The 24,729-nt window shown below is 62.8% G+C and carries 25 protein-coding genes; 10 read left to right on the forward strand and 15 right to left on the reverse strand.

Going from position 1 to position 24,729, the window contains the following annotated elements; all coding sequences use genetic code 11:
• The 3 genes from GY725_23015 to GY725_23025 all read left to right on the forward strand — a co-directional run.
• Positions 1-314 (forward strand): GFA family protein (locus GY725_23015; GenBank protein MCP4007062.1); only part of this gene is annotated, 314 nt, incomplete at its 5' end.
• A gap of 80 nt (positions 315-394) precedes the next feature.
• On the forward strand, positions 395-1,015 hold the full coding sequence (locus GY725_23020; GenBank protein MCP4007063.1) for a methyltransferase domain-containing protein: 621 nt from the start codon (positions 395-397) through the stop codon (positions 1,013-1,015).
• Between the two features lie 32 nt (positions 1,016-1,047).
• Positions 1,048-1,500 carry a hypothetical protein gene (locus GY725_23025; GenBank protein ID MCP4007064.1) on the forward strand — a complete coding sequence of 151 codons (453 nt, stop codon included), beginning with the start codon at positions 1,048-1,050 and terminating at the stop codon, positions 1,498-1,500.
• Positions 1,501-1,561: 61 nt separating this feature from the next.
• On the opposite strand, the gene GY725_23030 is transcribed toward GY725_23025, so the two are convergent.
• Both GY725_23030 and GY725_23035 read right to left on the reverse strand, forming a co-directional pair.
• Positions 1,562-2,704 (reverse strand): thiolase, encoded by a 1,143-nt coding sequence (locus tag GY725_23030; GenBank protein ID MCP4007065.1) that lies wholly within the window; start codon positions 2,702-2,704, stop codon positions 1,562-1,564.
• Positions 2,701-3,219, reverse strand: coding sequence for a Zn-ribbon domain-containing OB-fold protein (locus tag GY725_23035; protein ID MCP4007066.1), 519 nt, complete (start codon positions 3,217-3,219; stop codon positions 2,701-2,703). Before GY725_23035 ends, GY725_23030 begins: the two co-directional genes overlap by 4 nt.
• Before the next feature lie 102 nt (positions 3,220-3,321).
• Here GY725_23035 and GY725_23040 point away from each other — a divergent pair, with 102 nt between their 5' ends.
• A complete protein-coding gene (locus GY725_23040; protein ID MCP4007067.1) occupies positions 3,322-4,647 on the forward strand; it encodes a sigma-54-dependent Fis family transcriptional regulator in 1,326 nt (441 codons plus the stop codon).
• 6 nt (positions 4,648-4,653) lie between these two features.
• Here GY725_23040 and GY725_23045 read toward each other — a convergent pair whose 3' ends face one another.
• From GY725_23045 to GY725_23090, 10 genes are all read right to left on the reverse strand, one after another.
• On the reverse strand, positions 4,654-5,790 hold the full coding sequence (locus GY725_23045; protein ID MCP4007068.1) for an isovaleryl-CoA dehydrogenase: 1,137 nt from the start codon (positions 5,788-5,790) through the stop codon (positions 4,654-4,656).
• Positions 5,791-5,853: 63 nt separating this feature from the next.
• Complete coding sequence (locus GY725_23050; GenBank protein ID MCP4007069.1) at positions 5,854-6,522, reverse strand: serine/threonine protein phosphatase; 669 nt, start codon at positions 6,520-6,522, stop codon at positions 5,854-5,856.
• Positions 6,519-7,631 (reverse strand): 23S rRNA (adenine(2503)-C(2))-methyltransferase RlmN, encoded by a 1,113-nt coding sequence (gene rlmN, locus GY725_23055; protein ID MCP4007070.1) that lies wholly within the window; start codon positions 7,629-7,631, stop codon positions 6,519-6,521. The genes GY725_23050 and rlmN overlap by 4 nt, the downstream gene beginning before the upstream one ends.
• On the reverse strand, positions 7,628-8,245 hold the full coding sequence (gene trmB, locus GY725_23060) for a tRNA (guanosine(46)-N7)-methyltransferase TrmB (GenBank protein MCP4007071.1): 618 nt from the start codon (positions 8,243-8,245) through the stop codon (positions 7,628-7,630). Before trmB ends, rlmN begins: the two co-directional genes overlap by 4 nt.
• On the reverse strand, positions 8,218-9,906 hold the full coding sequence (gene sppA / locus GY725_23065) for a signal peptide peptidase SppA (protein MCP4007072.1): 1,689 nt from the start codon (positions 9,904-9,906) through the stop codon (positions 8,218-8,220). Before sppA ends, trmB begins: the two co-directional genes overlap by 28 nt.
• Positions 9,906-11,534 carry a hypothetical protein gene (locus GY725_23070; GenBank protein MCP4007073.1) on the reverse strand — a complete coding sequence of 543 codons (1,629 nt, stop codon included), beginning with the start codon at positions 11,532-11,534 and terminating at the stop codon, positions 9,906-9,908. Before GY725_23070 ends, sppA begins: the two co-directional genes overlap by 1 nt.
• Positions 11,531-12,925, reverse strand: a complete 1,395-nt coding sequence (locus GY725_23075) for a magnesium chelatase (GenBank protein MCP4007074.1) — start codon at positions 12,923-12,925, stop codon at positions 11,531-11,533. The genes GY725_23070 and GY725_23075 overlap by 4 nt, the downstream gene beginning before the upstream one ends.
• Positions 12,926-12,968: 43 nt before the next feature.
• On the reverse strand, positions 12,969-13,844 hold the full coding sequence (locus GY725_23080; GenBank protein ID MCP4007075.1) for a M48 family metalloprotease: 876 nt from the start codon (positions 13,842-13,844) through the stop codon (positions 12,969-12,971).
• Between the two features lie 68 nt (positions 13,845-13,912).
• Positions 13,913-15,016, reverse strand: coding sequence for a hypothetical protein (locus GY725_23085; GenBank protein ID MCP4007076.1), 1,104 nt, complete (start codon positions 15,014-15,016; stop codon positions 13,913-13,915).
• A gap of 66 nt (positions 15,017-15,082) precedes the next feature.
• A complete protein-coding gene (locus GY725_23090) occupies positions 15,083-16,024 on the reverse strand; it encodes a hypothetical protein (GenBank protein MCP4007077.1) in 942 nt (313 codons plus the stop codon).
• A 287-nt stretch (positions 16,025-16,311) separates the two neighbouring features.
• Between GY725_23090 and GY725_23095 the strand changes: the two genes are divergently transcribed.
• Together GY725_23095 and GY725_23100 are read left to right on the forward strand one after the other, a co-directional pair.
• Positions 16,312-17,415: an AAA family ATPase gene (locus GY725_23095; GenBank protein MCP4007078.1), complete on the forward strand. Its 1,104-nt coding sequence runs from the start codon at positions 16,312-16,314 to the stop codon at positions 17,413-17,415.
• Positions 17,416-17,451: 36 nt separating this feature from the next.
• A complete protein-coding gene (locus GY725_23100) occupies positions 17,452-18,324 on the forward strand; it encodes a hypothetical protein (GenBank protein ID MCP4007079.1) in 873 nt (290 codons plus the stop codon).
• Positions 18,325-18,337: 13 nt separating this feature from the next.
• On the opposite strand, the gene GY725_23105 is transcribed toward GY725_23100, so the two are convergent.
• Entirely contained in the window at positions 18,338-19,162 is an 825-nt protein-coding gene (locus GY725_23105) for a hypothetical protein (GenBank protein ID MCP4007080.1), read from the reverse strand.
• 16 nt (positions 19,163-19,178) lie between these two features.
• Positions 19,179-20,531, reverse strand: a complete 1,353-nt coding sequence (locus GY725_23110; GenBank protein MCP4007081.1) for a phosphomannomutase/phosphoglucomutase — start codon at positions 20,529-20,531, stop codon at positions 19,179-19,181.
• A gap of 60 nt (positions 20,532-20,591) precedes the next feature.
• On the opposite strand from GY725_23110, the gene GY725_23115 reads away from it, so the two are divergent.
• The gene (locus GY725_23115) at positions 20,592-20,774 is read left to right on the forward strand and encodes a twin-arginine translocase TatA/TatE family subunit (protein ID MCP4007082.1); all 183 of its coding nucleotides are present in this window, start codon (positions 20,592-20,594) and stop codon (positions 20,772-20,774) included.
• Positions 20,775-20,823: 49 nt separating this feature from the next.
• Here the strand turns inward: GY725_23115 and GY725_23120 are convergent, their stop codons facing one another.
• Positions 20,824-22,125 (reverse strand): hypothetical protein, encoded by a 1,302-nt coding sequence (locus GY725_23120; GenBank protein ID MCP4007083.1) that lies wholly within the window; start codon positions 22,123-22,125, stop codon positions 20,824-20,826.
• Between the two features lie 50 nt (positions 22,126-22,175).
• Between GY725_23120 and GY725_23125 the strand changes: the two genes are divergently transcribed.
• From GY725_23125 to GY725_23135, 3 genes are read left to right on the forward strand one after another with little or no spacing between them, the layout of a single operon-like run.
• The gene (locus tag GY725_23125) at positions 22,176-23,141 is read left to right on the forward strand and encodes an ArsA family ATPase (protein MCP4007084.1); all 966 of its coding nucleotides are present in this window, start codon (positions 22,176-22,178) and stop codon (positions 23,139-23,141) included.
• Positions 23,138-24,310, forward strand: coding sequence for an ArsA family ATPase (locus tag GY725_23130; protein MCP4007085.1), 1,173 nt, complete (start codon positions 23,138-23,140; stop codon positions 24,308-24,310). The genes GY725_23125 and GY725_23130 overlap by 4 nt, the downstream gene beginning before the upstream one ends.
• Positions 24,303-24,689 carry a hypothetical protein gene (locus GY725_23135; protein MCP4007086.1) on the forward strand — a complete coding sequence of 129 codons (387 nt, stop codon included), beginning with the start codon at positions 24,303-24,305 and terminating at the stop codon, positions 24,687-24,689. Before GY725_23130 ends, GY725_23135 begins: the two co-directional genes overlap by 8 nt.
• The last annotated feature ends 40 nt before the right edge of the window (positions 24,690-24,729 follow it).

Below are 24,729 nucleotides of genomic sequence, written 5' to 3' on the forward strand. Positions count from 1 at the left end.
CCGGGGCCCCGTTCGTCGCGTGGGCCACCTTCCCCACCGCCGGGCTTCAGGTCACCTGCGGCCAGCTCGCACAGTATCCGTCCTCAGAACGCGTGCTGCGGGGATTCTGCGCTTCGTGCGGTACCGGGATTTCGTACCGCAATCTAGATCGCAGCGAAGAGATCGACGTAGCCGTTGCCGTTCTCGACAACCCGGGCTTGCTTGAACCGGAATACCACATCTGGGTCTCCCACAAGCTGTCGTGGGTGGACCTCGGCGACCGGATGCCGCAGTTCGCGGAATGGCGGACGAGCAGAGTCGAACATCCGGCCTGACGAGCCCCGTTGAAATCCGCGGTTCAATGGACCGCTATACTGATTGGCAACGACCTTCAAATCGCCGGGTAGCCGCCTCGATGCCGCACGACAAAGACCTCCCTGAAGATTTTCTCGCGGGCAAGGCGCTGATAACGGAGCGCTACCTCCACAACGACGATCCCTATCTTCAATTCGGGTTCGGCGGCGGGGCCGAGCGCTGGCGCAATGAGCGCCGGCCCATTCTCGAGGCCGTTGATCGCGATGGCACGATTCTCGATCTTGGCTGCGCGAACGGCTTCTTGCTCGAGTGCCTCGTCTCGTGGGCCAACGAAGATGGCTTCCAACTCATCCCCTATGGCGTCGACCAGAGTGCCGCGTTGATTGAGCTTGCGCGCAAGCGCTTGCCTCGCTTCCAGAAGCATCTGTTCAACGCCAATGTGTGGTCCTGGATTCCTCCGAGACGCTTTGATTTTGTCTACACTCTGGCAGACGTCGTTCCGGAGGAGTTCCTCGGACCCTATCTCCGGCGACTCCGAACAGATTTCCTGGAGCCGTCGGGCAGGCTCATCATCGGATCGTACGGCAGCGACTCGCGCGGCGTGCCTCCACTCCCGCTGGAGACCCTGCTCCCACAGTACGGTCTTTCCCCGATCGGCTCACTTCGGGCCGGCCCAGGTAAAATCATCCACTTCGCCTGGGTTCAAGCCGCCGCTTCCTGACGAGGCGCTGAGCGAAAAAGAAGGAATTGAACATGAAACTCAGGCCAACCGCGTTTGTCATTCTGATCGCCGCGACACTTCTCGTGTCCTGTAGCGATCATGCTCCCGACTCGAACCACGATGAAGGCGATGCCCATTCAGCTCATTCGACCCCGCCTGAAGTTGGAGTCCGCCTGAACGACGGGCACAAGTGGAAGATGGACGCTCATACGAGGTCCAGCTTTGCCCAGATGGCGAATTCCTTCCTGACAGCCGATCACTCCGCCCTGAAGGAAGAGGGCCTGAAGAAGATGGGTTCCGATCTACAGGGCGAGATCAAGAATTTGATTCAAGGCTGCACCATGACCGGTGAGGCACATGATCAATTGCACACCTACCTCGGAGGTTATGTCGCCGCCGTTGCATCACTCTCGAAGTCGGGTCGAATCGAGGATGCCAGGAAGATCAAGCACTACCTGGAGGAATACGGCGAGTTTTTCGAATAGGGAAAGATCCGGAGGTGGCTCCACCGGCCGCCTCTGAAAGCTCGCCTCTCAGCAGGATCGTTCAGGGGCGTTCATTGCTGAGCACGATGGTCCCACTGGCAGCGAACATTCCGCCCACTCCGTGGGAGATGGAAATGCGCGCGTCGGGAACCTGCGCGGCTGCGGTTCCGCGCAACTGACGCACGCTTTCCTGGAGCGCGTACATCCCGTACATGCCGCTGTGCATATAGCTCAGACCGCCGCCATTGGTGTTGAGCGGCAGTTTTCCACCGGGGCGAGTGTTCCCGTCCCAGATGAACCGGCCCGCTTCGCCGCGGGCGACGAAGCCCAGGTCTTCCAGTCCGTAGATCGGCAGATGGGCGAAGGCGTCGTAGATCATCAGGTGGTCCACGTCGGCGTGCGCGATGCCCGCTTCGTCGAAAGCCTTGCGCCCCGACACGCGGAACGCCTTCGAACTGGTGAAGTCCTCCATCTGACTGACCAGTGGGGTTTCGACGCTCTCGCCCGTTCCAACCAAGTAGACCGGTCGGGTCGGAAACTCGTTGACGCGCTCGGATGCGCTCAGAATCAACGCTCCCCCGCCGTCGGTGACCAGACAGCACTCGAGCTTGTGGAAGGGGTAGGCGATCATGCGCGACGACAGAACGTCGTCGACCGTGATCGGATCGCGAAACGATGCGCGCGGATTGTGGCCGGCCCATTCCCGCTGCACCACGGCCACCATCGCCAGCTCTTCGTGGGAAAGACCGAAGTCCTTCATGTATCGCAACACCGGCAGCGTAAACATCGTCGGTGGGCCGGTCGGGCCGTAGGGCATTTCGAATTGACCCGGCCAGGTCGATGGCGCGCGAGCGGGTCGATTGCGACCGATCCCGGAACGACCGCTCTCACCGTGGGTCACCAGCACCGTCTTGCACAGGCCTTCGCGGATGGCCGCGGCCGCGTGACGCACGTGAAGCATGAACGAACACCCGCCCACGGAGGTACCGTCGACCCAGGTCGGCGTGATTCCCAGATAGTGAGCCACGGCCGCAGTCGACTCTCCAGCCGTGGCCACGCCGTCGATATCCGCAGCCCGGATCCCGCAATCGGCCATCGCGTTCAACGCCGCGTCGGCGTGCAGTCCCAGTTGCGAGAGTTCGGGAATCTTGCCCAGTTCGGTGGTCTCGGCCGCTCCGACAATGGCTACATCGTACGGTTTCACGCGGAGTCTCCGATCGGTCGGAAGAGCGGCAGACTGATCTCCTGATCGAGCGCTTGAAAGGTCACTTCGAGCGACATATCGAGTGGCAGGGCTTCGGGCGTCTGCTCGACCTCGACCAGGTTCGTCATCATGCGCGGGCCTTCTTCGAGTTGTACGACGGCGATGGCGTAAGGCGCGTCGAAACCCGGAGCCGGACGGTGATTGATCACGTAGCTGTACAGAGTGGCCCGACCGCTCGCCGCGAACACCTCGACACTCCGCGAGGTACAGGCCGGGCAGAACGGGCGCGGTGGAAAGTACACCTGCGCGCAGTCGCGGCAGCGCTGCAGGCGCAGTTCACCGGCGCGGGTTCCGTCCCAGAAGTGCTGGGTTTCAGGAGTAGGCTGCGGAATGAAGCGGCTCACGAATTCTCCGGGGCTATGGGCCCGGGGATCTTGCCGCCCGGCGATGCACGGGGTCAAGCCGGGAACCGGGCCAGACACCGACCCATGTCTTTTCCGCAGGGTCTGCGGCATTCCAGTGTGAATACTCCCTGACACCCGCCAGATCCTCGCGATCAGTGCTTGACAGGGGGTTGCTTCATCCGCTGTCATAGCTATTCGGAAGGAGTCAATGGAATGCAGCAGTCGGGCATCATTCTGATCGACGTGGAGCGAATATACGCAGACCTGTTCTCCGACTGGTGCGTGGCTCGCGGCCTTCCGATGGTGCGATTCGACGCCGAGACCTTTTCACCTTCCGGCAGCTTTGGCTTGTGCGTCCTGTCGATTTCGGCCGAAGACCCCAACGCGTTCGAGCGCGTGCGCGCGGCCTTCAAGACGGCCCGCTCCAGCCCGGTCGTGGTTCTGATGCGAAATCCCAAGGTGGAACTCGTGGTTCGCCTGATCCACCTGGGCATAGCAGACGTTCTGGAACTACCGGCCCCTCCCAATCAGATCGTCGCCAATGCCATGTCGCGCTTCGCCGATTCCGGCGAAGCCAAAGGTGGAAATGAGTTCATCGGTCAGGCGCCCGCGATTCGCGAACTCAAGGCCAAGCTCAAAGACGCGGCTCGGGTGCGCTCGACCGTGCTGATCGAGGGTGAGACCGGCACCGGCAAGGGCGTGCTCGCGCGCCGGATTCACGAGATGTCCGATTTCGAGGATCGGGGTTTTGTTCACGTCGACTGCGCTGCTCTGTCTCCGAGCCTGATCGAGAGCGAGCTTTTCGGGCACGAAAAAGGCGCGTTCACCGGGGCCGCCGGAGTGCGACGCGGGCGCTTCGAAACCGCCGGGAGAGGAACGATCTTCCTCGACGAAATCGGAGATCTCGACGCGGGATTGCAGACGAAACTCCTGCGCGTGCTCGGCGACCGCTGGTTCGAACGCGTCGGCGGCTCGCAGGGAATGCCGATGCAGGCCCGCGTGATCGCTGCCACCAGTCGCAAGTTGCTCGAAGCGGTTCAGGAGAATCACTTTCGCAAGGACCTGTACTTCCGGCTCAACGTGCTGCACTTCCAGATTCCACCGCTGCGCGAAAGACTCGACGACATCCCGCTGCTCGTACAGGCCGGCTTGAATCGCATCTGCACAACCCTGGCGATTCCACTGCCCACGGTATCGAAAGAGTTCTACGAACACCTGACCGACCATCGCTGGCCGGGCAATGTGCGCGAACTGATGAACCTTCTGGAACGCGTCCTGGTGCGACGCCGCGTCAGCGAACTGCTACCAGAAGATCTCGAGAGCGTGTTGCCCTCTTCGACGGAAGAAGTCCCGCCGCCAGCGGTTTTCGACAGCTCGAATTCCAGCGAGCCACTTGACGAAGCGGCGCAGATTGCAGCGGCCATTCACGACACCGGTGGGAATCTGGCACGGGCCGCTCGCCGTCTGGACGTGCCGCGCGGAACGCTGCGCTACCGCATCAAGAAGTTTGGCCTCGAACACCTCGTGCCCAAGGACTGATTCACTTCAGCCCTTCAAGAGTTCCCGCGCGATGATCATGCGCTGAATCTCCGAGGTTCCCGCACCGATCTCCATCAGCTTCGCGTCGCGCGCGATTCGCTCGACCGGATAGTCCCTGGTGTATCCGTAACCGCCCAGGACCTGCACCGCGGTCATGCCCGCGCGGGTGGCCGCCTCCGACGCCAGAAGCTTGGCCGCCGAAGCCAGCTTGCTGCACTTGGTGTCGCTGATACAACGCTGTGCTGCCTCGTACACCATCAGGCGGGCGGCCTCCACATCGACATACATATCGGCGAGCATCTTCTGCACCATCTGAAAGTCGCCGATCGGGCGGCCGAACTGCTCGCGCTCACGCGCATAGGCCACGGCCTGATCGAGCGCTGCCTGGCCCAGACCCACGGAGATCCCCGCCAACGTCGCCCGTTCGACGTCGAGTCCGCGCATCATCATCGCCACGCCCTGGTTCTCGTCGCCGATCCGATTTGCCGCGGGAATCTTCATGCCCTCGAAACGAAGCTCGGCCGTAGGACTGCCGCGCATGCCCATCTTGCTGAGCGTTCGGCTCGTGGAAAACCCCTGGGCATCTCCACTCACCAGGAACACGCTCACCCCGTGTGCACCCGATTCGGGGTTCGTCTTCGCGTAGACGACAAGCGTGTCGGCCAGGTTTCCGTTGGTGATGAAGGTCTTGGAGCCGTCCAGCGTGTAGACGTCGTCGTTGCGTTCGGCCCTGGTCAGCATGCCCAGCGCGTCAGACCCCGAGCCCGGCTCGGTCAGGGCCCAGGCACCGATGTGTTCGCCCGAGCACAGCCCGGGTAGCACGGCCAGTTTCTGCTCGTGGCTGCAATCGCGATTGATGGCGCCCATACAGAGCACCGCGTGGGCGCCGTACGAGAGCGACGCCGAACCCGAGAAGCGCCCCAGTTCTTCCATGATGAGCGTGGCGCCCACGTAGTCGCCGCCGCTGCCGCCGTACTCTTCGGGAATCAGTACGCCAAGTGCGCCGATCTCGCCCAGCTTGTGGAAGAAATCGCGCGGAAACCAGTCTTCTTCATCGATCTTCGCGGCCAGCGGCGCGAGCTCATCCTGAGCCAGGCGGCGCGTGGTCTCGCGAATCAACTCCTGCTCTTCGCTGAACTGCATATTTCCTGAGACTAGCAAATGCGCCGACACACGCGGGTTCCCGGACGCGCGACAGGACGGGACTCAGCTCGATTGAAAAATCGATTCATCGGGCAGGCGGATTGCCGTGAGCGGACCGCCGAACACGGCGCCGGTGTCGATGCCAATCGAGTACGGCGGGTTCCAGCGCACCTGCATATCGGGCAGCGGCGTGTGTCCGTAGATGATCGTGATGCCCAGGCTGTGGGGCAGATCGGCGGTTGCGCGCATCCAGAGCAGGTCGCGCGGAGTTTCCCGAGAAAGAGCGTACTTCGGATCCGACAGGCTGAGCGCGTCTCGCGACAGACCGGCATGCAGGAACGCGTACTCCCCTTCCAGGTGGTACAGCTCGAGTTCGCGAAAAAAGCGCTCGTGATCCGGGGGCAGGCGGAAATCCGGGCCGGACTCGAAGTAGCCATAACTGGTCAGCGTCGTCTCGCCGCCGTTGTGCAGAAACGCCTCGGAACCGAAATACCCCTGCCCTTCCCAGCCCAGAAACGACAGGAACATGGCCTCGTGGTTGCCTATGAGAAAGATGCACTCGTATTGCTTCTTCAGCTCGAGCAGCAGCTCGATCGTGCCCTTGGGATCGGGTCCTCGGTCCACGTAGTCACCCATGAATACGAGTTTGTCGCCCGGCGCGAGCGGCAGGCTCTTCAGCAGTTTTGCGAGAGGCTCGCGCATGCCGTGTATGTCGCCGATCGCGTAGATCATCCCAGTAGATCCTTATCGGAGATCGGCGCCTGATCTTTGGACACGACCTCGGAACCTTCGACCGAGTCGGCTGCCAGCGCTCCTAGTTGTCCACAGGCGGCGAAGATGTCGTCCCCGCGCGCACGCCTCAAAGTCGCGGTAACGCCCTGTGCTGCCAGGGACTCGACAAAGTCGTGAATGCGGATCTCGGTTGGACGCCGATAGGGCGCTCCGGCGTGCTCGTTCATGGGAATGACATTGACTTTGCAACGCACTCCTCGGATCAGCTTCGCCAGGCGGATGGCATCGGCCGGGGTGTCGTTCACATCGCGCATCAGCGTGTACTCGAACGAGATGCGATCTCTGCGGGCAACCGGGAAATCCCGACAGGCCTGGAGGAGCTGCGCGATCGGAAAGCGCCGGTTGATCGGTACGAGGGTGTCGCGCACCTCGTCGGTCGTGGCGTGCAGCGACACAGCCAGACGTACGGGCACAGCCTTTCCCAGGTCCGCCATACGCGACACGACACCGGCGGTCGACACGGTGATGCGCTTGGGAGAGAAGCAGAGCCCCTGATTGTCGAGTAGAACGCGAATCGCCTGCACGACGTTTTGCAGATTGAGCAGCGGCTCACCCATTCCCATGAACACGACGTGCGACAACTCCTCGCCGCGCTCGGCCAGCACTTCCCAGCCGTGCAGGACCTGATCGACGATCTCCTCCGCTCTCAGATTGCGGCCCAGCCCGAGACGCCCGGTCGCACAGAACGAGCAGTCCAGACTGCATCCGACCTGCGACGAAACGCACAGCGTGTTGCGGCGCTGTTCGGGAATGATGACCGATTCGATGCGGGCATCGTCATCGGTGCACAAGACGAGCTTGCACGTACCGTCGGCCGCTGTGTGGACATCGGCGCGTCGCAGCGCGCTGGAACGCCAGATCTGGGCCAACTGCTTGCGCAGGGGCAGGCTCAGATTGGTCATGGCATCGAAATCGCGTACGCGCCGCCCACACAACCAGCGTGCGACCTGCTGTCCCCGGAATCCGGGCAGACCGCGCTCCTCGAACTGCTGGCGCAACTCGTCGGACGTGTACGCGAGAAGTGACGAACGTTCGTCTGGCGAACTCAAGCGCGCCTCCTGTACTCGAAGTAGACGATAACGCGGCCCTCGGCGAGCCACTCGAGTTCGTAGGCCGTCGGATTTCGCTCTGGGCGATTGGCTGACCACGGGAGCGGCTCGTGGAGATTCTCGAGACCCGACTGTTCGCGCAATACGTCGTCGATCCAGCCCGCGTAGTTCTCGTGGTCCGTGCACAGGTGCAAGATCGCCCCGGGAGCCAGCGCGTGTACCAGGCGTTCCACAAACGGTGCCTGGATCAGACGGCGTTTGTAGTGGCGTTTCTTGGGCCACGGATCGGGGCAATTGATCCAGCACTCGTGGATGCTCGCTTGCGGCAACACGCGATCCAGGACGAACTCGGCCGGCGCATTCAGCAGGCGCACGTTCGCGATACCGCGCTTTTCGGCGCGCCGGCCCGCCTTCACCACCCGCTTGCGAGAGACTTCCACACCCAGGAAGGAGCGGTCCGGGTTTTTCTCGGCCAGATCCAGGATCAACTCGGCACGACCAAACCCGATCTCCAGCACGTAGGGTGGCGGACCGAGACACTTCTCCAGACCGAGCTGAATCAGCTCTTCGGCCTCGAGCAGTGGATTCAATCCAGTGGAACCTCGGTCGGACACAGGCACTGGGCTCCGGGCGAAAGGAGATGAGTCTCCAGAGGGTTCGAGCGCAACAGCTGCGCCAGTGAACTCGCCGCGGGATAGTACACCGCTTCACCCTCATCGGAACCCAGGCCGGCCAGGGCGCGGGCGCGTTCCAGAGCCAGATCGACTCCCCCGAGCGCGTCGACCAGCTTCTTCTCGTGCGCCTGGGCTCCGGTCCAGACGCGACCCTCGGCCACGATGCGCAGATCGCGTTCCGAGACCCCGCGGCTCTCTGCGGCCTTTTTCACGAAGCTCTCGTAGATACTCTGCACCTGGCGCTTGAGCACGGCCTTGTTCTCGCGACTGCGGCGACCGGTGGCATCGTAGATATCGGCATGGGCGCCGCGTTGCACGCCCTCACTGCTCGCACCCAGTTCGTTCAAGAATTCGTCGATGCCCAGACTTATGAGCACGACGCCGATCGAACCGGTGAGCGTGGTCGACTCGGCGACGATCTCGCGCGCAGCCATTGCGGCGTAGTATCCGCCCGAGGCGGCGGTGTCGCCCATGCTGGCCACCACGGGCTTGGCTTCGGAAAGCGTCCGCACGGCGCGCCAGATCATGTCGGACGCCAGGCTGTCCCCCCCTGGACTGTCGACGCGCAGCACGACCGCGCGCACGCGATCATCGCGTTCCAGGCGGTGCAAGAGGCCGACTACACCCTTCGGCGAGCTGCTCGCACGGCGAATCGTACCGGTCAAAGGCACCACGGCGACCTGCGCGCGACCGCGGCTGAGCGAGTGCCAGACGAAGCGCGGTCGGGCGAGCTTCAGGTAGGAGGACGTGCCAATCAAGCGGGCTTCGGGTTGTTCTTCGGCGTCGTCAACGGACTCGAGCTCGTCGCGTTCGAGCTGCGCCAGTCGGACTGGAAGCTCGTCGGGATACAGCAACTCGTCGATCAGCCCGGCTTCGGCGGCTTCGGCGGCCAGATAGGGACCTTCGTCGATCCAGCGCACGGCCTGTTCTTCGTCCTGGGCGCGGCCTGCGACGAGTCCGCAAACCAGCGAGCGATACAAATGCTCGACCACGGCTTCCAGCGCCTCGCGCGCCGGCTCACTCATCGAATCGCGATCGATGATGTCTGCGGCCGACTTGTAGCGACCCGCTGCGATCACTTCCGGACGGATGTGCCAGCGATCCAGCGCACGCCGGAAGAACAGACTCTGGGCGCGCACTCCAATCAGATCGAGTCGGGCTTCGGGTGCCATCCAGAAGCGATCCGCCAGACCCCCGAGCCATGCTCCGGCGTTACCCGTGCTCTCCGAATAGGCGACCAGCTTCTTTCCGGACTCGCGCAACAGGCTAAACGAGCGAGCCAGGGATGCGACCTTCGCCCAGCCCAGAGACGCGCTCCCCACGCGCACGATTACACCGCGCAGCCGGGGATCTTCCCGCGCCATTTCCAGAGCTTCCAGCGTCGAGGAAAGCGGGGGGGGTGCCGGCATGAACGATTCGAAAAAACCGGGGCGATTGCTAGGCACTTCGGTCACACCGCGGTCCAGTCGGATCACCAGCCAGTCGCGCGGAACGAAGCTCGCAAACGGGGCGACCGCAGCGTCTCGCAAGAACCCGCCCAGATTCGCGAGCGCGCGGCCCGCGATTCGCGCCGGGGCTGGTGATGTGCGCTTGTCCGTCATCAACGAATCCGCCGTCGCTTCTGGCTCAGATAGTCCACCATGACGTACTCACCGATCTGCCCCGGCGTGGTGTAGAACGCGCGCCCCTTGTTGATGCGCGTCATGCCTTCGACAAAACTCATCAGCTCGGGTGCATTGTCCAGCATGAAGGTATTGATCGTGATGCCCTTGCGCGTAACGCGCTGCACCTCGCCGAAAGTCGCCCGGTTCGCGTGCGGGCTCGTACCGCCGGTCCCATTGGGCCACTCGACGCGCAGTTCGTCACCTGCAAAGTAGGCCGTGGGTTGGCCATCGGTGATCACGATGATCTGACTGTTCTCACTCGGATGCCGGTCGATCAGCCTCTGTGCGACCCGGAGACCGTCCTGCAGATTGGTAAACGGATCCGACATATTCCACGACAGCTCTGGCAACTCGTCGATCTGCAACTCGCGCGCTCGCGTGTAGAAGCCGACGATGAAGAAGTAGTCGCGTGGGTAGCGCGTGCGGATCAGGTGATCCATGGCAATGGCCACGCGTTTGGCGGCCGCCCAGCGCCCCGACCACGACATGGACCAGCTCATGTCCAGCAGAAGGACCGTGGTCGTCTCGGTGGTCTGATCGGTATCGTAGACCTGCAGATCGGTGGGTTCGATTCTCAGCGGCACACCCGCGTTGCTCGGATCGCGCAGGAGCGCGTTTCGCACCGTGCCTATGGCATCCAGGTGGGCCGGATCACCGAAGCGATACGGCTTGGAGCGCTCGACCGCCACATCACCGCCACCGCGGTACTGCGTCGCGTGTCCACCGGGATTTCCGTCCTTGAGCGAAGCGTAGATGTCGTCGAGCGCGAGTTCTCCGATTCGCCGGATCGCGCGCGGGGTCAACTCCAGACCGTTCTCGCCTTCGCGCAGATAGCCGCCGCGCTGCAACGAGTCTTCCAGGTCGCGCAGAATCATGATGGACTGGGCGCCTTCTTCGCCGAATAGTTCGCGCATCTGCTCCATCGACAGCTCTTCGAAGTTCCCTTCCATGAGGTTCCGCGCCAGATCACTGATCTGCTCGACCTGGTTCATCAAGTCCAGCGCTTCCTCGTAACTCAGGTCGTGATCGCCTCGCATCGTCTGCTTGTTGCGACTGTAGAACTCCTCGAGGGCGCCGACGTCCTCCAGGTCTTCGAGAAGCTCGCGAAAATCCGCTTCGGCTTGCGCGTCGGCCCACTCGTAGTCCGCGAAGCGCTGGATGGCCTCCGATAGCTTGCGCGGCAATCCGTCGGATCGCTGGCGAAACTCGTTGAAGCGACTCGACTCGGTGCCCGATTGCTCGCGCACTGCCTGCTCTTCGCGTTCGAGGATCTCGTCGAGCTTCTCACGTCGCGAATCGAAGCTGTGGTCCATATTGTGCGGCGACATGAGTTCGCGCGCCTGGTCGCGCAATTGCCGGAGCATCTCCTCGACGCCCATCACGCGAAAGTCCATTCCGGCCAGATCAAAACCGTTGAAGCGCATCCAGTCCAGAGATTCCTGCGCGTCGAGGCCTTCCATGAGGAAGCGCGAAAACTCGTCGAGCGCGGCGTCCGCGTCGAGCGAGAATTCCGTCTGGCTGCCGTCCCAGCGGCTGTAGCGAATCAGGACCATGGCCTGGCTCAACTATAGAGGATTCGCTGATCCTGAACTTCCCGGTTCAGCTGATTGGACAGGTGGAGCCCCTCGAGAATGAATTCGACGCCCGAGGCCACGCGTGCCGGGCTCGACACTTCTCCCAGCTTTTCGAGCAATGGACGCAGACCCGGAATTTGATCCACACCCTCGGCGTACTCCTTCGACGGCATGCGATCGCCCACCTCGACCTTCCAGCCCTCGTTGAACGCGCGGACCACCGGTTCGAGGTCTTTGTCCTCGAGTAGTTCGTCGAATACGACTTTCAGCGCGCGACGGGTGAGCGCGTCAATGATCTCCGCCTCGCTCTTCTCGGTGCCGGCGTACTCCAGCTCGATCTTCCCGCCCATCGACGCGGCCAGTCCGGGCAGATCGCTGACTCGTGGAACGGCGCTGTCCTCGCCGAGCATGAGGGCCCGGCGTTCCGCGGCGGCGATCAGGGTTTCGTAGTTGGCGATGCTCGCACGCACCGAGACACCCGACGACTGACTGATGTCGGGGCTCTGGCGCGCCTGTAGAGTGATCTCGGCAACGACCTCCGCCAGGAAATCGGGCACGTGTACATCGACCAGGCGCTTTTCGGGCTCGCGCAGTTCCTGCTTCATGACGTCCATCTCGAGCGCGCGCGTCAGCGGGTAGTGCGTGCGCACCTGAGACTGGTAGCGATCCTTCAGCGGAGTGATGATGCGACCGCGTCGCGTGTAATCCTCGGGATTCGCGCTGGCCACGACCAGTACATCGAGCGGCAGTCGCACCTTGAAACCCTTGACCTGAAGATCGCGTTCTTCCATCACGTTGAACAGACCCACTTGCACCTTCTCGGCCAGGTCGGGCAGCTCGTTGATGCAGAACAGACCGCGGTTCGTGCGCGGAATCAGCCCGTAGTGGATGGTGCGTTCGTCGGCCAGGTAACGACCTTCGGCCACGCGGATCGGATCGATCTCTCCGATCAGATCCGCAATGCTCACGTCGGGTGTCGCCAGCTTTTCGCCGTAGCGTTGCTCGCGCGGCAGCCAGGCAATCGGAGTGTCGTCGCCCAGTTCTTCGACGCGCGCCTTGCCATAGTGGCTCACGGGTTTTAGTGGATCGTCGTTGACCTCACTTCCCTCAATCACCGGGACCACTTCGTCGAGCAGCTCGACGAGTTGGCGAATCATTCGCGACTTGCCCTGTCCGCGCTCGCCCAGAAAGATCATGTCGTGACCGGCGAGGAGCGCGCTTTCGATCGCGGGCAGCACGCTGCGTTCATAGCCGATCATATTGCGGAAGAGCGGCTCCTTGCGACGGATCCGCTCGATCAGGTTGGCACGCAATTCCTCGCGGACAGAACGTGCGCGATACCCGGAGGCCACGAGTGCCCCCAGCGTCGTCGGTCGATTCACGGCCAAGCTCCCTTCGCTTCTGAAGCCTAGAACCGACGTCCGGTCACTCCTCGGCTTCGTCTCCCTCTTCCACGTCGATACCCGCATCCGTTCCGACGATCAATTCCAGGCGCTTCTGGATGATCGCGAGTCGACCACCATCGTCCTTCCGCGCTCGACCGAGGTCCGGCAGGGCGGCGATCTCGGATCTTGCATTTTCCATTCGATCGGTCGTCGCCGGATGACTCGCCAATAACTGCGGCGGCTTGAGCCCGCCGCCAGCCTCCTCCTTCAAGGTTTCGAACATCGTGATCAGTGCATTCGGATCGTATCCTGCGCCGCGCATCGTCTCAACTGCAAGCAAATCGGCCTCGCGCTCGAATTCCCGCGAGTAAGTCGAAAGATAGGCCTGAGCCGCAACCCTCGAAGCCATGTCGCCAGCGTTGGCCATATAGTAGTTGCCGGTCAATATCGCGATGGCCATCGAGGCGACCTGTGCAATGAAGCCCGTATTTCGCTGTCGCCGCACGTTCTGTGCCACATGACGCGCCGTGACGTGCCCGATTTCGTGGGCGATGACACCGGCGAGTTCGGCGGCGTTGTCCACGGCCTGGATGAGCCCCGTATTGACATAGATGGCGCCGCCCGGGATCGCAAAGGCGTTGAGATCTTCGCTCTCCACCACGTAGAAGCGAAAGTTGAAAGGACTGGGACGCGCGGCCGAACTCAGTTCCGCACCCAGCTTGCGGACATAGGAGACGGTGACCGGCTCGCGCATGAGCGTGAACTGCTTGGCGACCTGCCGCTGCGCCTGATGCCCGAGCTGCTTTTCTTCTTTGACCGAGATCGTTCCGCACGCGACGCTCGCACTGGTGAGGAGCAACAGAAGCGAGGTCCGGCGAATCCACCCCCTGGAAGTAGCGGGCGAGCTGTTCAACATGGATGGCTCCGTATGCCGGGGGTTGATTCGAATGAAAGGGCTTTGCTCTACCGAGCTGCTGATCTGTTTCAGACAGCCCCGGAGATCGACTTGTTCAAGGTCGAGATGACCGAACGGATCACCGAGAGCACGGCATTGTCGAAGTGGACGTTGTCGATGATCGGAAGACCGTAGTTCTCGGCTTCCGCCAGGATGTGGTCCTGGATCGTCAGAATTTCCGCGAAGTGATCGATGTAGTGGTGGGCCGGTCGTTCTCGGGCGCGAACTCCACGGCGCAGGAAGCGGCTTCGATAGGCCTCTTTGTCGAGCGAAGCCGTGACCAGGAAGATGACGTGCGCGTCCTCGCGATAGCGTTCGAAGTCGACGATCCCGGGTACGAGATTGGCACCTTCGATCAGCATGCTGGTGTTCTCGGCGACAGCGCGGTCGAGCAAGGCGTGAACACCGACCGCAATCTTTTGCGCCTGCTCTCGAAAGCCGACGATCAGCGGATCGGTTCCCGAGCCCGGGTCCGGGTCCGTCGTCAGGCGCAGGTGGACATCAAAGGTGGAACCGTGGATCTCGGGCATCAGGTTCTCGGAGAACATCAGCCGCATGATCTGACGGATGGAATCGGTGCCGATCACACGCGGGATCTCGAGCCGGCGGGCGACATCGACCGCAATCGAGGTCTTGCCCACACCCGCAGCCCCACCTAGCAGAATGAAGACCGGGTGGCCGTCGTCGAGAGCCCTCCGCCATACGCGATAGCGCGTGGCGCTGTGCATACCGTGCGTCTGCTCGATCGTTTCAGCCACGCGCGTGCGCAGGTCGCTGCGCTTGATGCGCTTCATGCCCTCGCGCGCCATCCGCGCCTCCAACTCACGCGCCACGTCGTAGGCATCGCCCGGCTCGAGCCCGGCCCCCTGGAGCGAAACGGCGAGAATGCCCTTCGAGAACGGATTCGAGCTGCTGTCGTCGGACTCGACCCGTGGTGGATCCTGGAAAGGTGGGAGCGCATCGGCATCGATATCCGGATGCTCGGCTAGTTGGGCGTCCACGAGCTTGGACAGCTCGTCGATCTCCAGCCTACCCTGGCTCGCGACCTGTGCGCGAATCTTGTTGGCAATCTCCAGCGCGAGTTCGAAAGGGACTCCGCGAGAAACAAGAGACTGCACAAGGATTCCGCGCATGAAAGGCCGGTCACCGTCGGGTCCGACAACGACGATAGATGCGCTAGACACGAGGCTTGGACCTTATCAAAACGCGGGGTCGCCTTCGAGAAGCCGAAGAGCGACGCCGTGCCGAACTCCCCGCCCGCTGGCTTCGAAGCCGTCGGCACCCAGCTTTTTCAGGATGACATCCAGGATCATCAATCCCGCCACGATGACATCTGCGCGGCCGGGTTCCAGACCCGGAAGACTCTTGCGCTCGTCCACGCTCATCTTCGCCAGACCGGACAACCAGCGCGCGAGGGTCAGGCTGGACACCCGATACCCCTCGACCCGACCCGCATCGTAGACGGCGAGGTGCTGATCGAGCGCCGCCACGGTCGTGGCCGTACCCGCGACCGCAATCACGCGCGCGCCGAGCGGCGGCTGGACCTGGCTCCCGATCGGGCTCGCGATCGACTCGATCCGGGTCCGAAGATCGATGAGTTCCGTTTCCGGCACCGGATGGGAAGTCACGCAGGCTTCGGTCAGACGGACTGTTCCCATGGGCAGGCTAATTCCGCTCACGCGCTCATCCTGCTCCGTCCAGGCCAACTCCGTGCTGCCCCCTCCGACATCAATCACAATCAGTGGCGTTTGCCCCACGTTTCGATCTCGACGCAACGCCTCAATTGAAAACTCCGCTTCTTGATCGCTGGTTAAAACACACACCCGATCCAGGCCGTCCAGCGAGTGAAGGAATTTGCCCCCATCAACAGCTTTCCTTACCGCTTCCGTCCCGACGGCATCGATGCGATTCGCCCCCATGCGACGTGCCTTGTCACTCAGGAGTTGAACGGCCTCGCGAGTGCGCGAGATCGCATCGGCGGCCAGTCGACCGGTCTCGAACACTCCCTGGCCGAGGCGCGTAATTCTTGAATCTTCAAGAACTACTTTGCCTCCGGCTTCCATCACCAGCAAGACGACAGTATTCGAGCCGATGTCGAGCACGCCGACACATGTTTTTGTATCACTGTCGCGATTGGCCATTCGTTTCGTCTGCTGCTACGCTTTTTTTTTCTGATTTGGGGGTGGTGAGCCGTGGGGCGGGTCAACCGATCTGGTACTCACATACACGGACGGTACGCGGAATGCATCCGTTCAAGTTTCAAAAATCCGCTGCGAGTAATTCGCGGCGACGCACTCCATCCCCAACACTCTAGCCAAAGTCATTCGATGACTCGTTCCAGATGCCCCGGTTCATTCCCGTCTGGTCTCGTGTTTCGGATCCGATTCCCTGAATCAGGGAGAGTGTGACCCAAGGGGCAGGAGAGACCATGCGTTGTATCGCTGTCATGAACCAGAAGGGTGGCTGCGGAAAGACCACGACCACTGTCAACCTTGCCGGGTGCCTGGCGGTGGAAGGGAACCGCGTTTTGGTCGTCGACATGGATCCGCAGGCCCACGCAACGCTGGGGTTGGGAATCGATCCCGAAGAAATTGATCAGAACCTGTACGAAGTCCTTTCAGAGGATCAGGACTCCGCTGCTCGACTCGACGAGATCATCGTCAACGCGAGCGACGGCCTCGATGTCGCGCCCTCGGGCGTGATCCTTTCGGCTCTCGAACAGAAGTTGACTGCGGAAGGTGCCCGAGGTCGGACCAATCGCCTGGCCTGTGCCCTTGAGAAGCTCGAACAGACCTATGACTTCGTGCTGATCGACTGCCCTCCGAACGTCGGCATTCTCACGTTCAATGCCCTGCGCGCGGCCGAAGAAGTCGTCATTCCTCTGGAAACCAGCTATTTCGCCATGCACGGCGTGGGAAAACTGCTCGAAACCGTCGGCCTGTTGGAGGACCGCATCGGACACACCTTGAAGGTCCGCATCCTCCCGACCCTTTTCGACGGTCGTACGCGCTTCGCCAAGCGCGCCCTCACGGAGATCCGCGAGACCTACAAAGACCTGGTCTTCGATACGGTCATTCGCCAGAACGTTCGCCTGCGCGAAGCCGCCCAGCGCGGCATCTCGATCGCACAACTCGACCGGCGAAGCTACGGATTCGTCGATTACATGTCGCTGGCGCTCGAGCTGCTCTTCGACCGCGAGGAAGAAGTGCTTCCGGCAGACGCCGGTAACGAAGAGGTCGAGGGCTTCGACGACGAGGATCTGTCGGTCGGGGAAAAGGGCGTCGTGTTCGCCTACAAGGATCCCGGCGTGCGTGAAGTCCTGCTGGCCGGGGATTTCAACGATTGGATCCCGGACAAGGACGTCGAAACGCGCCTCGGACCCGGCGGAACCTGGGAGAAGATTGTCCGTCTCGGTCCTGGGGTGTATCAGTACAGGTACTTCGTCGACGGAGAATGGCAACCGGATCCCAGCAACCCACGACGCGTCGAGGGCCCTGCCGGCGGGATCAATTCAGTTCTGATCATCAGCTAGCCGACGTCCCGCGCCCGGGCGTCCCGGGAGAACAGCGTGGAAGGAAGCGAGCACCCCCCTGGCGATCCACCGCGGGCAAATCCGCGCGCGCGGCGTAGTCGAAAGCTCACCGACGTCCTGCACTACTTCATCGACGAAGAAGAGCAGGCCGAAGCTCTCGCAGCCAGGAGCGCGACGGACCCGCCCTCCGACGTCGCTGAACCGACCGGCAGGGAATTCGAGCCGGAGGCGACGCCCGCGAACCCGGAGGACTCGGACAACCCGAAACGTGTCGAGGGACGCAGCATGCGCTGGTGCATCGCGGCAGATCCCCAGCGCATGCTCTGTTCGGCCCTCGCTCTCGATCTGGCTGCGGCCCTCGCACGCCGCGGAAACGCCGTGCGCGTGATTTCGCCTTTCTCACCCTCGCCCGTGGTTCCCCAGCCCCGCGATGTCGAGTGGCAGACGATCGAGCACGCACTCGCGGATCCCGCGGCGATTCAAGCTGCGCTCTCCGACCTCGACGGGCAGACGGGAGCGATCGTTCTTCTGCCGCCGAACAGCGTGTCGCGTATACTCAGCGGGTTGACGCCGCAGGCGCTCGACGGCGTCTTGCTCCCGGTCGACTGTGCACCCTCCGGACTCACGCGCGCGCTGGGTTGGCTGGGCCGACTGGGAACCGCCCTTCCGAACCTGCGCATCGGCGTCACCCTGATGGGCGCGCCGGATCGAGAAACGGCGCAGCGCCTCTACCGAAAGCTCTCGGGCGCCGCACTCCGACAGTTCGGACTGCAGATCGAACACCTGGGTGAATTGCCGCGCGATCAGAGCAGCGATCGCTCTTTACTGCTGGGCATACCCGTGGTCGACGTCGACGCCCAGGGAAACGCCGCGCGCTGCCTCGACGCCGTGTGTGGGCGACTGCAGTAAAGCCCGGGTCCCCTCAGTGAGCCTCTGATCCCGCGACTTCCGGAACGCCGCGCGAATCGGACGACGCTTGCGGCGGTCCGACCTCGATCGCAAGCAGAGTTCCCGCCGTGACGAACAGCGGCAGGCACAGGAAGTTGAGTCCGGGGATCAGTAGCGTGAACAGCGCGGTCGAACCAAAACCGAGCATGGTTGTCCGGTTGCGCCAGATCCAGTCCCTGCGCTGACCAAAGCGCACGCTGCGTCGATCGAGCACATAGCCGGTGTAATCGAGCGGAAGAAACAGGGCCGTGAACAAGGCTCCCCCGGCGACCGCAAACGCTTGCGCTCCCGGAATCAGCGCAAGAACGACAAACACCAGCTGGATCGCGACGAAGAACGCCACGCGTTTACCCTCTTCTCTCAGACTGCGCAGAGCGGAAAGCCAGATTTCACGCCAGCTGGCCGATGGCCTCGGGGACCCGTCGCCGAGACAGATCGACTCGATTCGCTCGGACAGGACATCGAGAAACGGGGACGCGATCAACGCACCAAAAACGGTGAACGCAAAATACCCCGCGACCAGAAATGCAAGCAGCAGAAGCCACTGCACCAGCCACGAGATCGCGCGCAACGGACCGACCCACAGCCACTCGTACCAGACCTGGGCCTCGGGAGCCGGAATGCCCGAGCTGATCCATTGCGAGAGTTCCGCCAGATTCGCGATGAAAGCCCAGGCTGCGAGTCCAAAAACCAGAAGATTCAGCAGCATGGGCAACACACACAGCGGCCACAGTTCCTTGCGGGTGCGCAACAGGCGCAGCGCATCGACCAGGAATCGCGGTCCGCGGAGAACACTCACTCCCACACCTCTTGGATCAGCCCTCGATCACCGGCAGTAGCTGCTCACAGCGGAGCTTCACTTCCTCCTCGCTGGGCGCCTCCAGATTCAGGCGCAGTAGCGGTTCGGTGTTCGAAGGCCGCAGATTGAACCACCAGTCCTCGTACTGCACGGTGAGCCCGTCGAGTTGATCGGCTTCGCCATCGGGAAAAGCCTCACGCACGCGCGTGGTAGCCGCGGCAACGTCTTTGACGCGTCGGTTGAGCTCCCCGCTTTGACTGTACTTGCGATACGGAGTCCAGAGTTCGGACAGGCGACAATCCCGAAGCTCGAGCGTCTTCATGAGCAGTAGCATCGTGGCCGCGGCATCGTCGGCAACGTATCCGGAAGGAAAACTGAAGTAGTAGTGCCCGGACAGTTCGCCACCGAAACACGCCCCGGTTTCGCGTAGCACCTGCTTCATGAATGCGTGGCCGACGCGACTGCGAATCGGGATGGCTCCACAGGCTTCAATCGTCTCGGGCACGATGCGGCTCGATCGCAGATCGTAGACGATGCCGCCTCCCTGCTGATGATCGAGCCATCCCTGTTCTACGACCGCGCACGCCAGAGCCGCGGTCATCAGGTCGGCCGGGATCGCTTCCCCAGTCTCGTCGACGAAGACCGCACGGTCGCCGTCACCGTCGAAGGCAATACCCATGTCGGCCCCCTGCTCGCGCACCGCCTTCTGCAGATCCTCCAGGTTCTCGGGTTCGAGCGGGTTGGCTTCGTGATTCGGAAAGCTCCCGTCCGGTTCGAAGTAGAGCCGCGTCTGTTCCAGCGGCAGACTGTCCAGCAAGTCCGCGTACGCCTCGCCCGCAATTCCGTTACCCGCATCGATCGCCACCTTGAGCGGGCGGCTCACGGGAAACAACTCGCGCAGGCTTTCAGCGTAGCGATCGTGGACAGACTCTTTGCACACGGACGCCTGAGCGGTGCCCGGTGATTCGTCCAGCAACTGGAAAGCCAGGTCGCGGATCTCGGCCAGGCCACTCTCGATGCCGATCGGGATCGCAGCGGGACCACAGAGCTTGAAGCCGTTGTAGCCGGCGGGATTGTGCGACGCCGTGATCATGACGCCGCCGGTTGCGCCGAAAGCGGCCGTGGCAAAGTAGACCATGGGAGTGGCAACACGACCGATGTCGATCACCTCCACCCCCTCGGAACTCAGGCCCTCGATCATCGCGTCGCGCAGCTCGCCGCCGCTTTCGCGCATATCGGTTCCGATCACGATGGATTCCGCGCTCAGATGGCGCGCCAGGGCGCGACCCACTGCGTTCCCCGCGGGTGCGTCGATTTCCTGAGGGAATAGACCGCGAACGTCGTAGGCCTTGAATATGCTCTTTTTCATGACGGGAATGTCCCCGGTCGTCGCGTTGACTTCAACCCGTGAGTTGCCGATGCTGTCCCTATGTTCGGACTCGGAGTACCTGAACTCCTCATCATCATGGTGATCGTGGTCGTCATCTTCGGCGCCACCCGTCTGCCCCAGATCGGCGAGGGGCTGGGCAAGGGAATCAAGAATTTCCGAGGAGCCATGCAAGAGCCCCCGGAAATCGATGTGACACCGGACAAGGACGACGACAAGGAATAGTCGTCCGAGCTCCCCACACGAGCTCTAGCAGGCCTGCGGAAGAACGCTGCTAGCTCGGGATCAGCTCGACGAGAAAGCGCCGGGCGCCGGGCGCCGGTTCAGGCAGGATCAGTGTGAACCCGTCGGCTTTTTCAGGGGCGGTCCTGGGGCCCACCGCGGCCCCTTCGCCGACCAGAGGATCCAATAGGGGATCGTCGCGACGTCCGACCGTTGCGACCCTGGGCGCGCCGAGGGGCTGGCCTTTGGCGTCGATCAGAGTAACCTGAACGAGGGGAACGGGACTCGCCGACTCGGCCTTGAGCGTCCCGCGCAATACGAGCAACCGGCGCCGGCTCGGGTCGTAGATGTGGAAGGCTTCGATTTCCGTGGCGGTCCAGCCTGCCCCTTTTACCGCTGCGGGGCCGGGAATCTCGCCAAGCCCGTGGGTCCAGGTCGTATGAACGACTCCCAGACTCACGATCACACCCAGCGCGAGGGCCAGAATCTGAATGATCGCCGCGCCCCGACGCCGGGCCGGAGCTTCGAACTCGACCTCGGGCTCATGCTCGATCGCAGGCCGGAAGCGGGTGGAATCCCGCTCCGTCACTTTGTGGGCGGCGGCGAGTACGTTGTCGGTCCCGGCCGGGCCTGCCGGCTCGGACGGCTGGGCAGCTGCGGGAGTGGTCGGAACGGCCAGGGATCCCCAGCTGTCGTCTTCATCGTCGTCGAGATCCTTGCCCAGCACGTCTTCGAAGCTCTCGACATCACTGATGGGGGGGGGGGCCGCCTTCTCGTTGCGCTCGACCTCGAGAATAGGCATGTCATCGTCTTCCGACAGGCTGACACCCTGGGCCGCGACCGGCTCCTCGGAGTTGAGGGCCGAAGGCTCCACCCCGATCATCTGCGAATCGCGCTCGAATACGGGTGGATCTTCCTTGCGCTCGGCCGGTTCGGAATCCTCTTCAATCTGGTCGGGAGGCTGCTCCGTAGCGAGATCCGGCACCTGTTCAAAATCGAGCTGCTGCCCCCCCTGCGCCTCGCGCAACGACGGTGCCGTCGCGGAAGTCGAAGGCCCGGGTTCGTCGAACAAGAACTCGGGGTTGTCCAGATCGGGATCTCCCGCGGACGTACTCGGGGGTAGAACGCTCGAAGACTCCAGCGTCTGCGACGCGCTATGCTCCGGTGCGTCCGATGGGGGCGTGGGTGTCGCAGGAGGCGGCGTTGCGTGGAAGCGGTGATGGCAGTTCGAACAGCGAACCCGTGCGCCTTTCGAGGAAAGACGACCATCCGCGAGATGGAACCGCGTCTTGCACTTTCCACACTCGATAACCATGAAACGCTTGATTCCCCTCGGACCGGTGCGGATCTGCACCTACCCGTTCTCCGGGTCGGCGACTCCTGCGTACTGCTTGAGGTAATGGCTTGAATACGACGCTCGAAGAACTGCTATCGCGTCGTCTCTTGATCGTTGCGGGAAAGGGAGGCACAGGAAAGACCACCTTCGCCGCTGCGCTCGGTACTCTGGCGGCTCGCGCTGGAATCGACACCGTGGTGGCCGAAGTCGGTGCGGAACCGGTGCTCCCACGTCTCTTGTCGGAAAAACCAGCGCATTCCAAAGACCCGGGACGCAATCCGATCCGCATGGCTCCGCATCTGTTCACCCTTCACGTGCAACCACGCGCTGCGCTCACCGAGTTCCTGGAGTTGCAACTGCGGGTGCGCGCCGTCGCCCGCGGGATCGTCAACAACCAGGCTTTCGGCCTGTTTCTCGAGGCCGCGCCGGGCTGGCGTGAGTTGATCACGCTGGGAAAGCTCTGGTATCTGACTTCCCTGGAGACCCGAGGCAAGCCGCGCTGGCCGCTGGTCATTGTCGACGCACCCGCCACCGGTCACGGCCTTTCGCTTCTCTCGGTCCCGAACGTCGTCCTCGAAACCGTGCGTCTGGGACCGCTGCGCCGACACACCGAGGCCGTGCAACGGCTGCTGCGCGATCCCGCAAAGACGCTGGTCCTGCCGGTCACCCTGCCCGAAGAGCTGCCGGTAAACGAAACGCTCGAGTTATGCGAGCGCATGCGAGATCTCGAACTGAGCGTCGGTCCGATGATCGCCAACGGCGTGGAGACCCCACCCGATCTCCCGGATCTCGACGCAGTCGTGAGAAGCCTCTCGGGGCTGCCGAGTGCCGAAGCTCCCCCGTTGGCGAACCCGTCGAGCGTAAAGGAAGCGCTACAGCACCGCCTGTTGCGATCGCGCATGCATCGGCAGTTTCTCGAACGACTGGCCAATCGAGGCGATGAGAGCTGCTGGGAATTGCCTTATCTGGCCGCGGACCTCGATGCGCCGTCCGGCATCGGACTGTTGAGCGACGCGCTGGGGGCGGCACTTTGACTGCGTGGCTGGAGCATCGCGTATTGATCACCGTCGGTACGGGCGGAGTGGGCAAGACCACCGTCGCTGCCGCGCTGGCGTTGCAGGCCGCGCGCAGCGGCAAGAATGTGCTCGTCCTGACGATCGACCCGGCCAAACGCCTGGCCGATGCACTGGGCATCGGCGTGTTGGACCACGAACCGCGCGAAGTACCAGCCGAACTCGTTCGCGGAGAGTCCGGCGAGAATAAGGGCCGAATGTTCGCGATGATGCTCGACACCAAGCGCACCTTCGACGAACTGGTCGCGCGCTTTGCGCCCGACGAGGAGGCGCGCGCGCGAATTCTCGCAAACCCGATCTACCAGAACCTGACCGATGCGCTCTCAGGTACCCGCGAATACTCTGCGATGGAGAAACTCCACCAACTCGCAAGTGACAGCGAGCACGATCTGATCGTGCTCGACACGCCCCCGGCCGCGCACGCACTCGACTTTCTCGATGCACCCCGCCGCCTGACCGGCTTTCTGGATGGACAGTTCATCAAACTTCTCCTGCACCCGGCCGCAGCAGTCGGTCGCGCCGGTTTTCGTCTGTTCCGCGCCGGCTCAGATCTGGCCTTGAAAGCACTCGAGAGAATTACGGGTCTGGAATTCCTTCGAACCATCTCGGAATTCCTGCTGGCGTTCGACTCGATGCTCGATGGGTTCATGGATCGCGCGCGCGAAGTCCAGGACATGCTGCGAGATCCTGGCTCGGGCTTCATTCTGGTGGCCGGTCCGGACCCCGAGCAGGTCAGGCGAGCTGAATCCTTCTGGAAACGACTCGAAGATGAAAAGATCCATCTGGTCGGACTCGTGATCAACCGCATGCGCACCTGGCCACAGAGTGGCGAGCCTCCATCCGTGGATCCCGACGCCCGAGAAGCGGCGCGTACCTGGCTCGCCGGCGCATTCGAACGAGCGGAAGTGGGCTTCGACCCGGCGAAAGCCGCCGATGTTCTGGTGTCGACGACCGCCCGGCACGCGCTGCTCGCGGCTCGCGATGCCCAGATGCTGCGCCAGTTACAATCCGCACTCCCCCTGGAAACGAGTCAGGTGCGAACGATTCCACTATTTTCCGAAGACGTGCACGCACTCGAGGGCTTGAGCCGCATGTGCGGGTTCCTGTTCGCGGAAGGCGAAGATGCCTGAGAAAGCGAATCGAAGTCTGCTCCATCTGATCCGAGCGGCAGAGGAACTGCTGCACGCAGGTGCAGAAGCGGCGTCCGCTGCGCGACGGCGCGTGGAGCACGAAGAGGGAGCCATCGGGAACGGCCCCGCGGAGATTCTGGCCTCCCTGGTCGGCCAGCTCGAAGGCCCGGCTCTGGCGCGGCTCAGAGGGGCCGTGCGCGACGAGATCGGTCGCTGGTCCCAGAGGGCCGCCTCGGATCCAGCCGCCGAAAAGGTTCGCGACCTGCTCGCGGCGCTTCTGGCGGCCATTGCACGGGACGAAGAAGCCGCGGAGGCCCAGCCGGTTTCACCTCGCCCACGGGCAGCCCCGCGCCGCAGCACGCGCAACAGGAACTCCTAAGCCCCGGCCTGCTCTCGATTTGACCGGCGGCCTGAACGGG

Source organism: bacterium, assembly GCA_024226335.1.
In the GTDB taxonomy this organism is placed as follows: Bacteria; Myxococcota_A; UBA9160; order SZUA-336; family SZUA-336; genus JAAELY01.

Excerpts from the sequence above, each read along its gene's own strand:
- GY725_23020 (MCP4007063.1), top strand. The coding sequence starts at position 395 with ATGCCGCACGACAAAGACCTCCCTGAAGATTTTCTCGCGGGCAAGGCG.
- GY725_23025 (MCP4007064.1), top strand. The coding sequence starts at position 1,048 with ATGAAACTCAGGCCAACCGCGTTTGTCATTCTGATCGCCGCGACACTT.
- GY725_23035 (MCP4007066.1), bottom strand. The coding sequence starts at position 3,219 with ATGCCGCAGACCCTGCGGAAAAGACATGGGTCGGTGTCTGGCCCGGTT.
- GY725_23040 (MCP4007067.1), top strand. The coding sequence starts at position 3,322 with ATGCAGCAGTCGGGCATCATTCTGATCGACGTGGAGCGAATATACGCA.
- GY725_23045 (MCP4007068.1), bottom strand. The coding sequence starts at position 5,790 with ATGCAGTTCAGCGAAGAGCAGGAGTTGATTCGCGAGACCACGCGCCGC.
- GY725_23050 (MCP4007069.1), bottom strand. The coding sequence starts at position 6,522 with ATGATCTACGCGATCGGCGACATACACGGCATGCGCGAGCCTCTCGCA.
- sppA (MCP4007072.1), bottom strand. The coding sequence starts at position 9,906 with ATGACGGACAAGCGCACATCACCAGCCCCGGCGCGAATCGCGGGCCGC.
- GY725_23080 (MCP4007075.1), bottom strand. The coding sequence starts at position 13,844 with ATGTTGAACAGCTCGCCCGCTACTTCCAGGGGGTGGATTCGCCGGACC.
- GY725_23085 (MCP4007076.1), bottom strand. The coding sequence starts at position 15,016 with ATGCGCGGAATCCTTGTGCAGTCTCTTGTTTCTCGCGGAGTCCCTTTC.
- GY725_23090 (MCP4007077.1), bottom strand. The coding sequence starts at position 16,024 with ATGGCCAATCGCGACAGTGATACAAAAACATGTGTCGGCGTGCTCGAC.
- GY725_23095 (MCP4007078.1), top strand. The coding sequence starts at position 16,312 with ATGCGTTGTATCGCTGTCATGAACCAGAAGGGTGGCTGCGGAAAGACC.
- GY725_23110 (MCP4007081.1), bottom strand. The coding sequence starts at position 20,531 with ATGAAAAAGAGCATATTCAAGGCCTACGACGTTCGCGGTCTATTCCCT.
- GY725_23115 (MCP4007082.1), top strand. The coding sequence starts at position 20,592 with ATGTTCGGACTCGGAGTACCTGAACTCCTCATCATCATGGTGATCGTG.
- GY725_23135 (MCP4007086.1), top strand. The coding sequence starts at position 24,303 with ATGCCTGAGAAAGCGAATCGAAGTCTGCTCCATCTGATCCGAGCGGCA.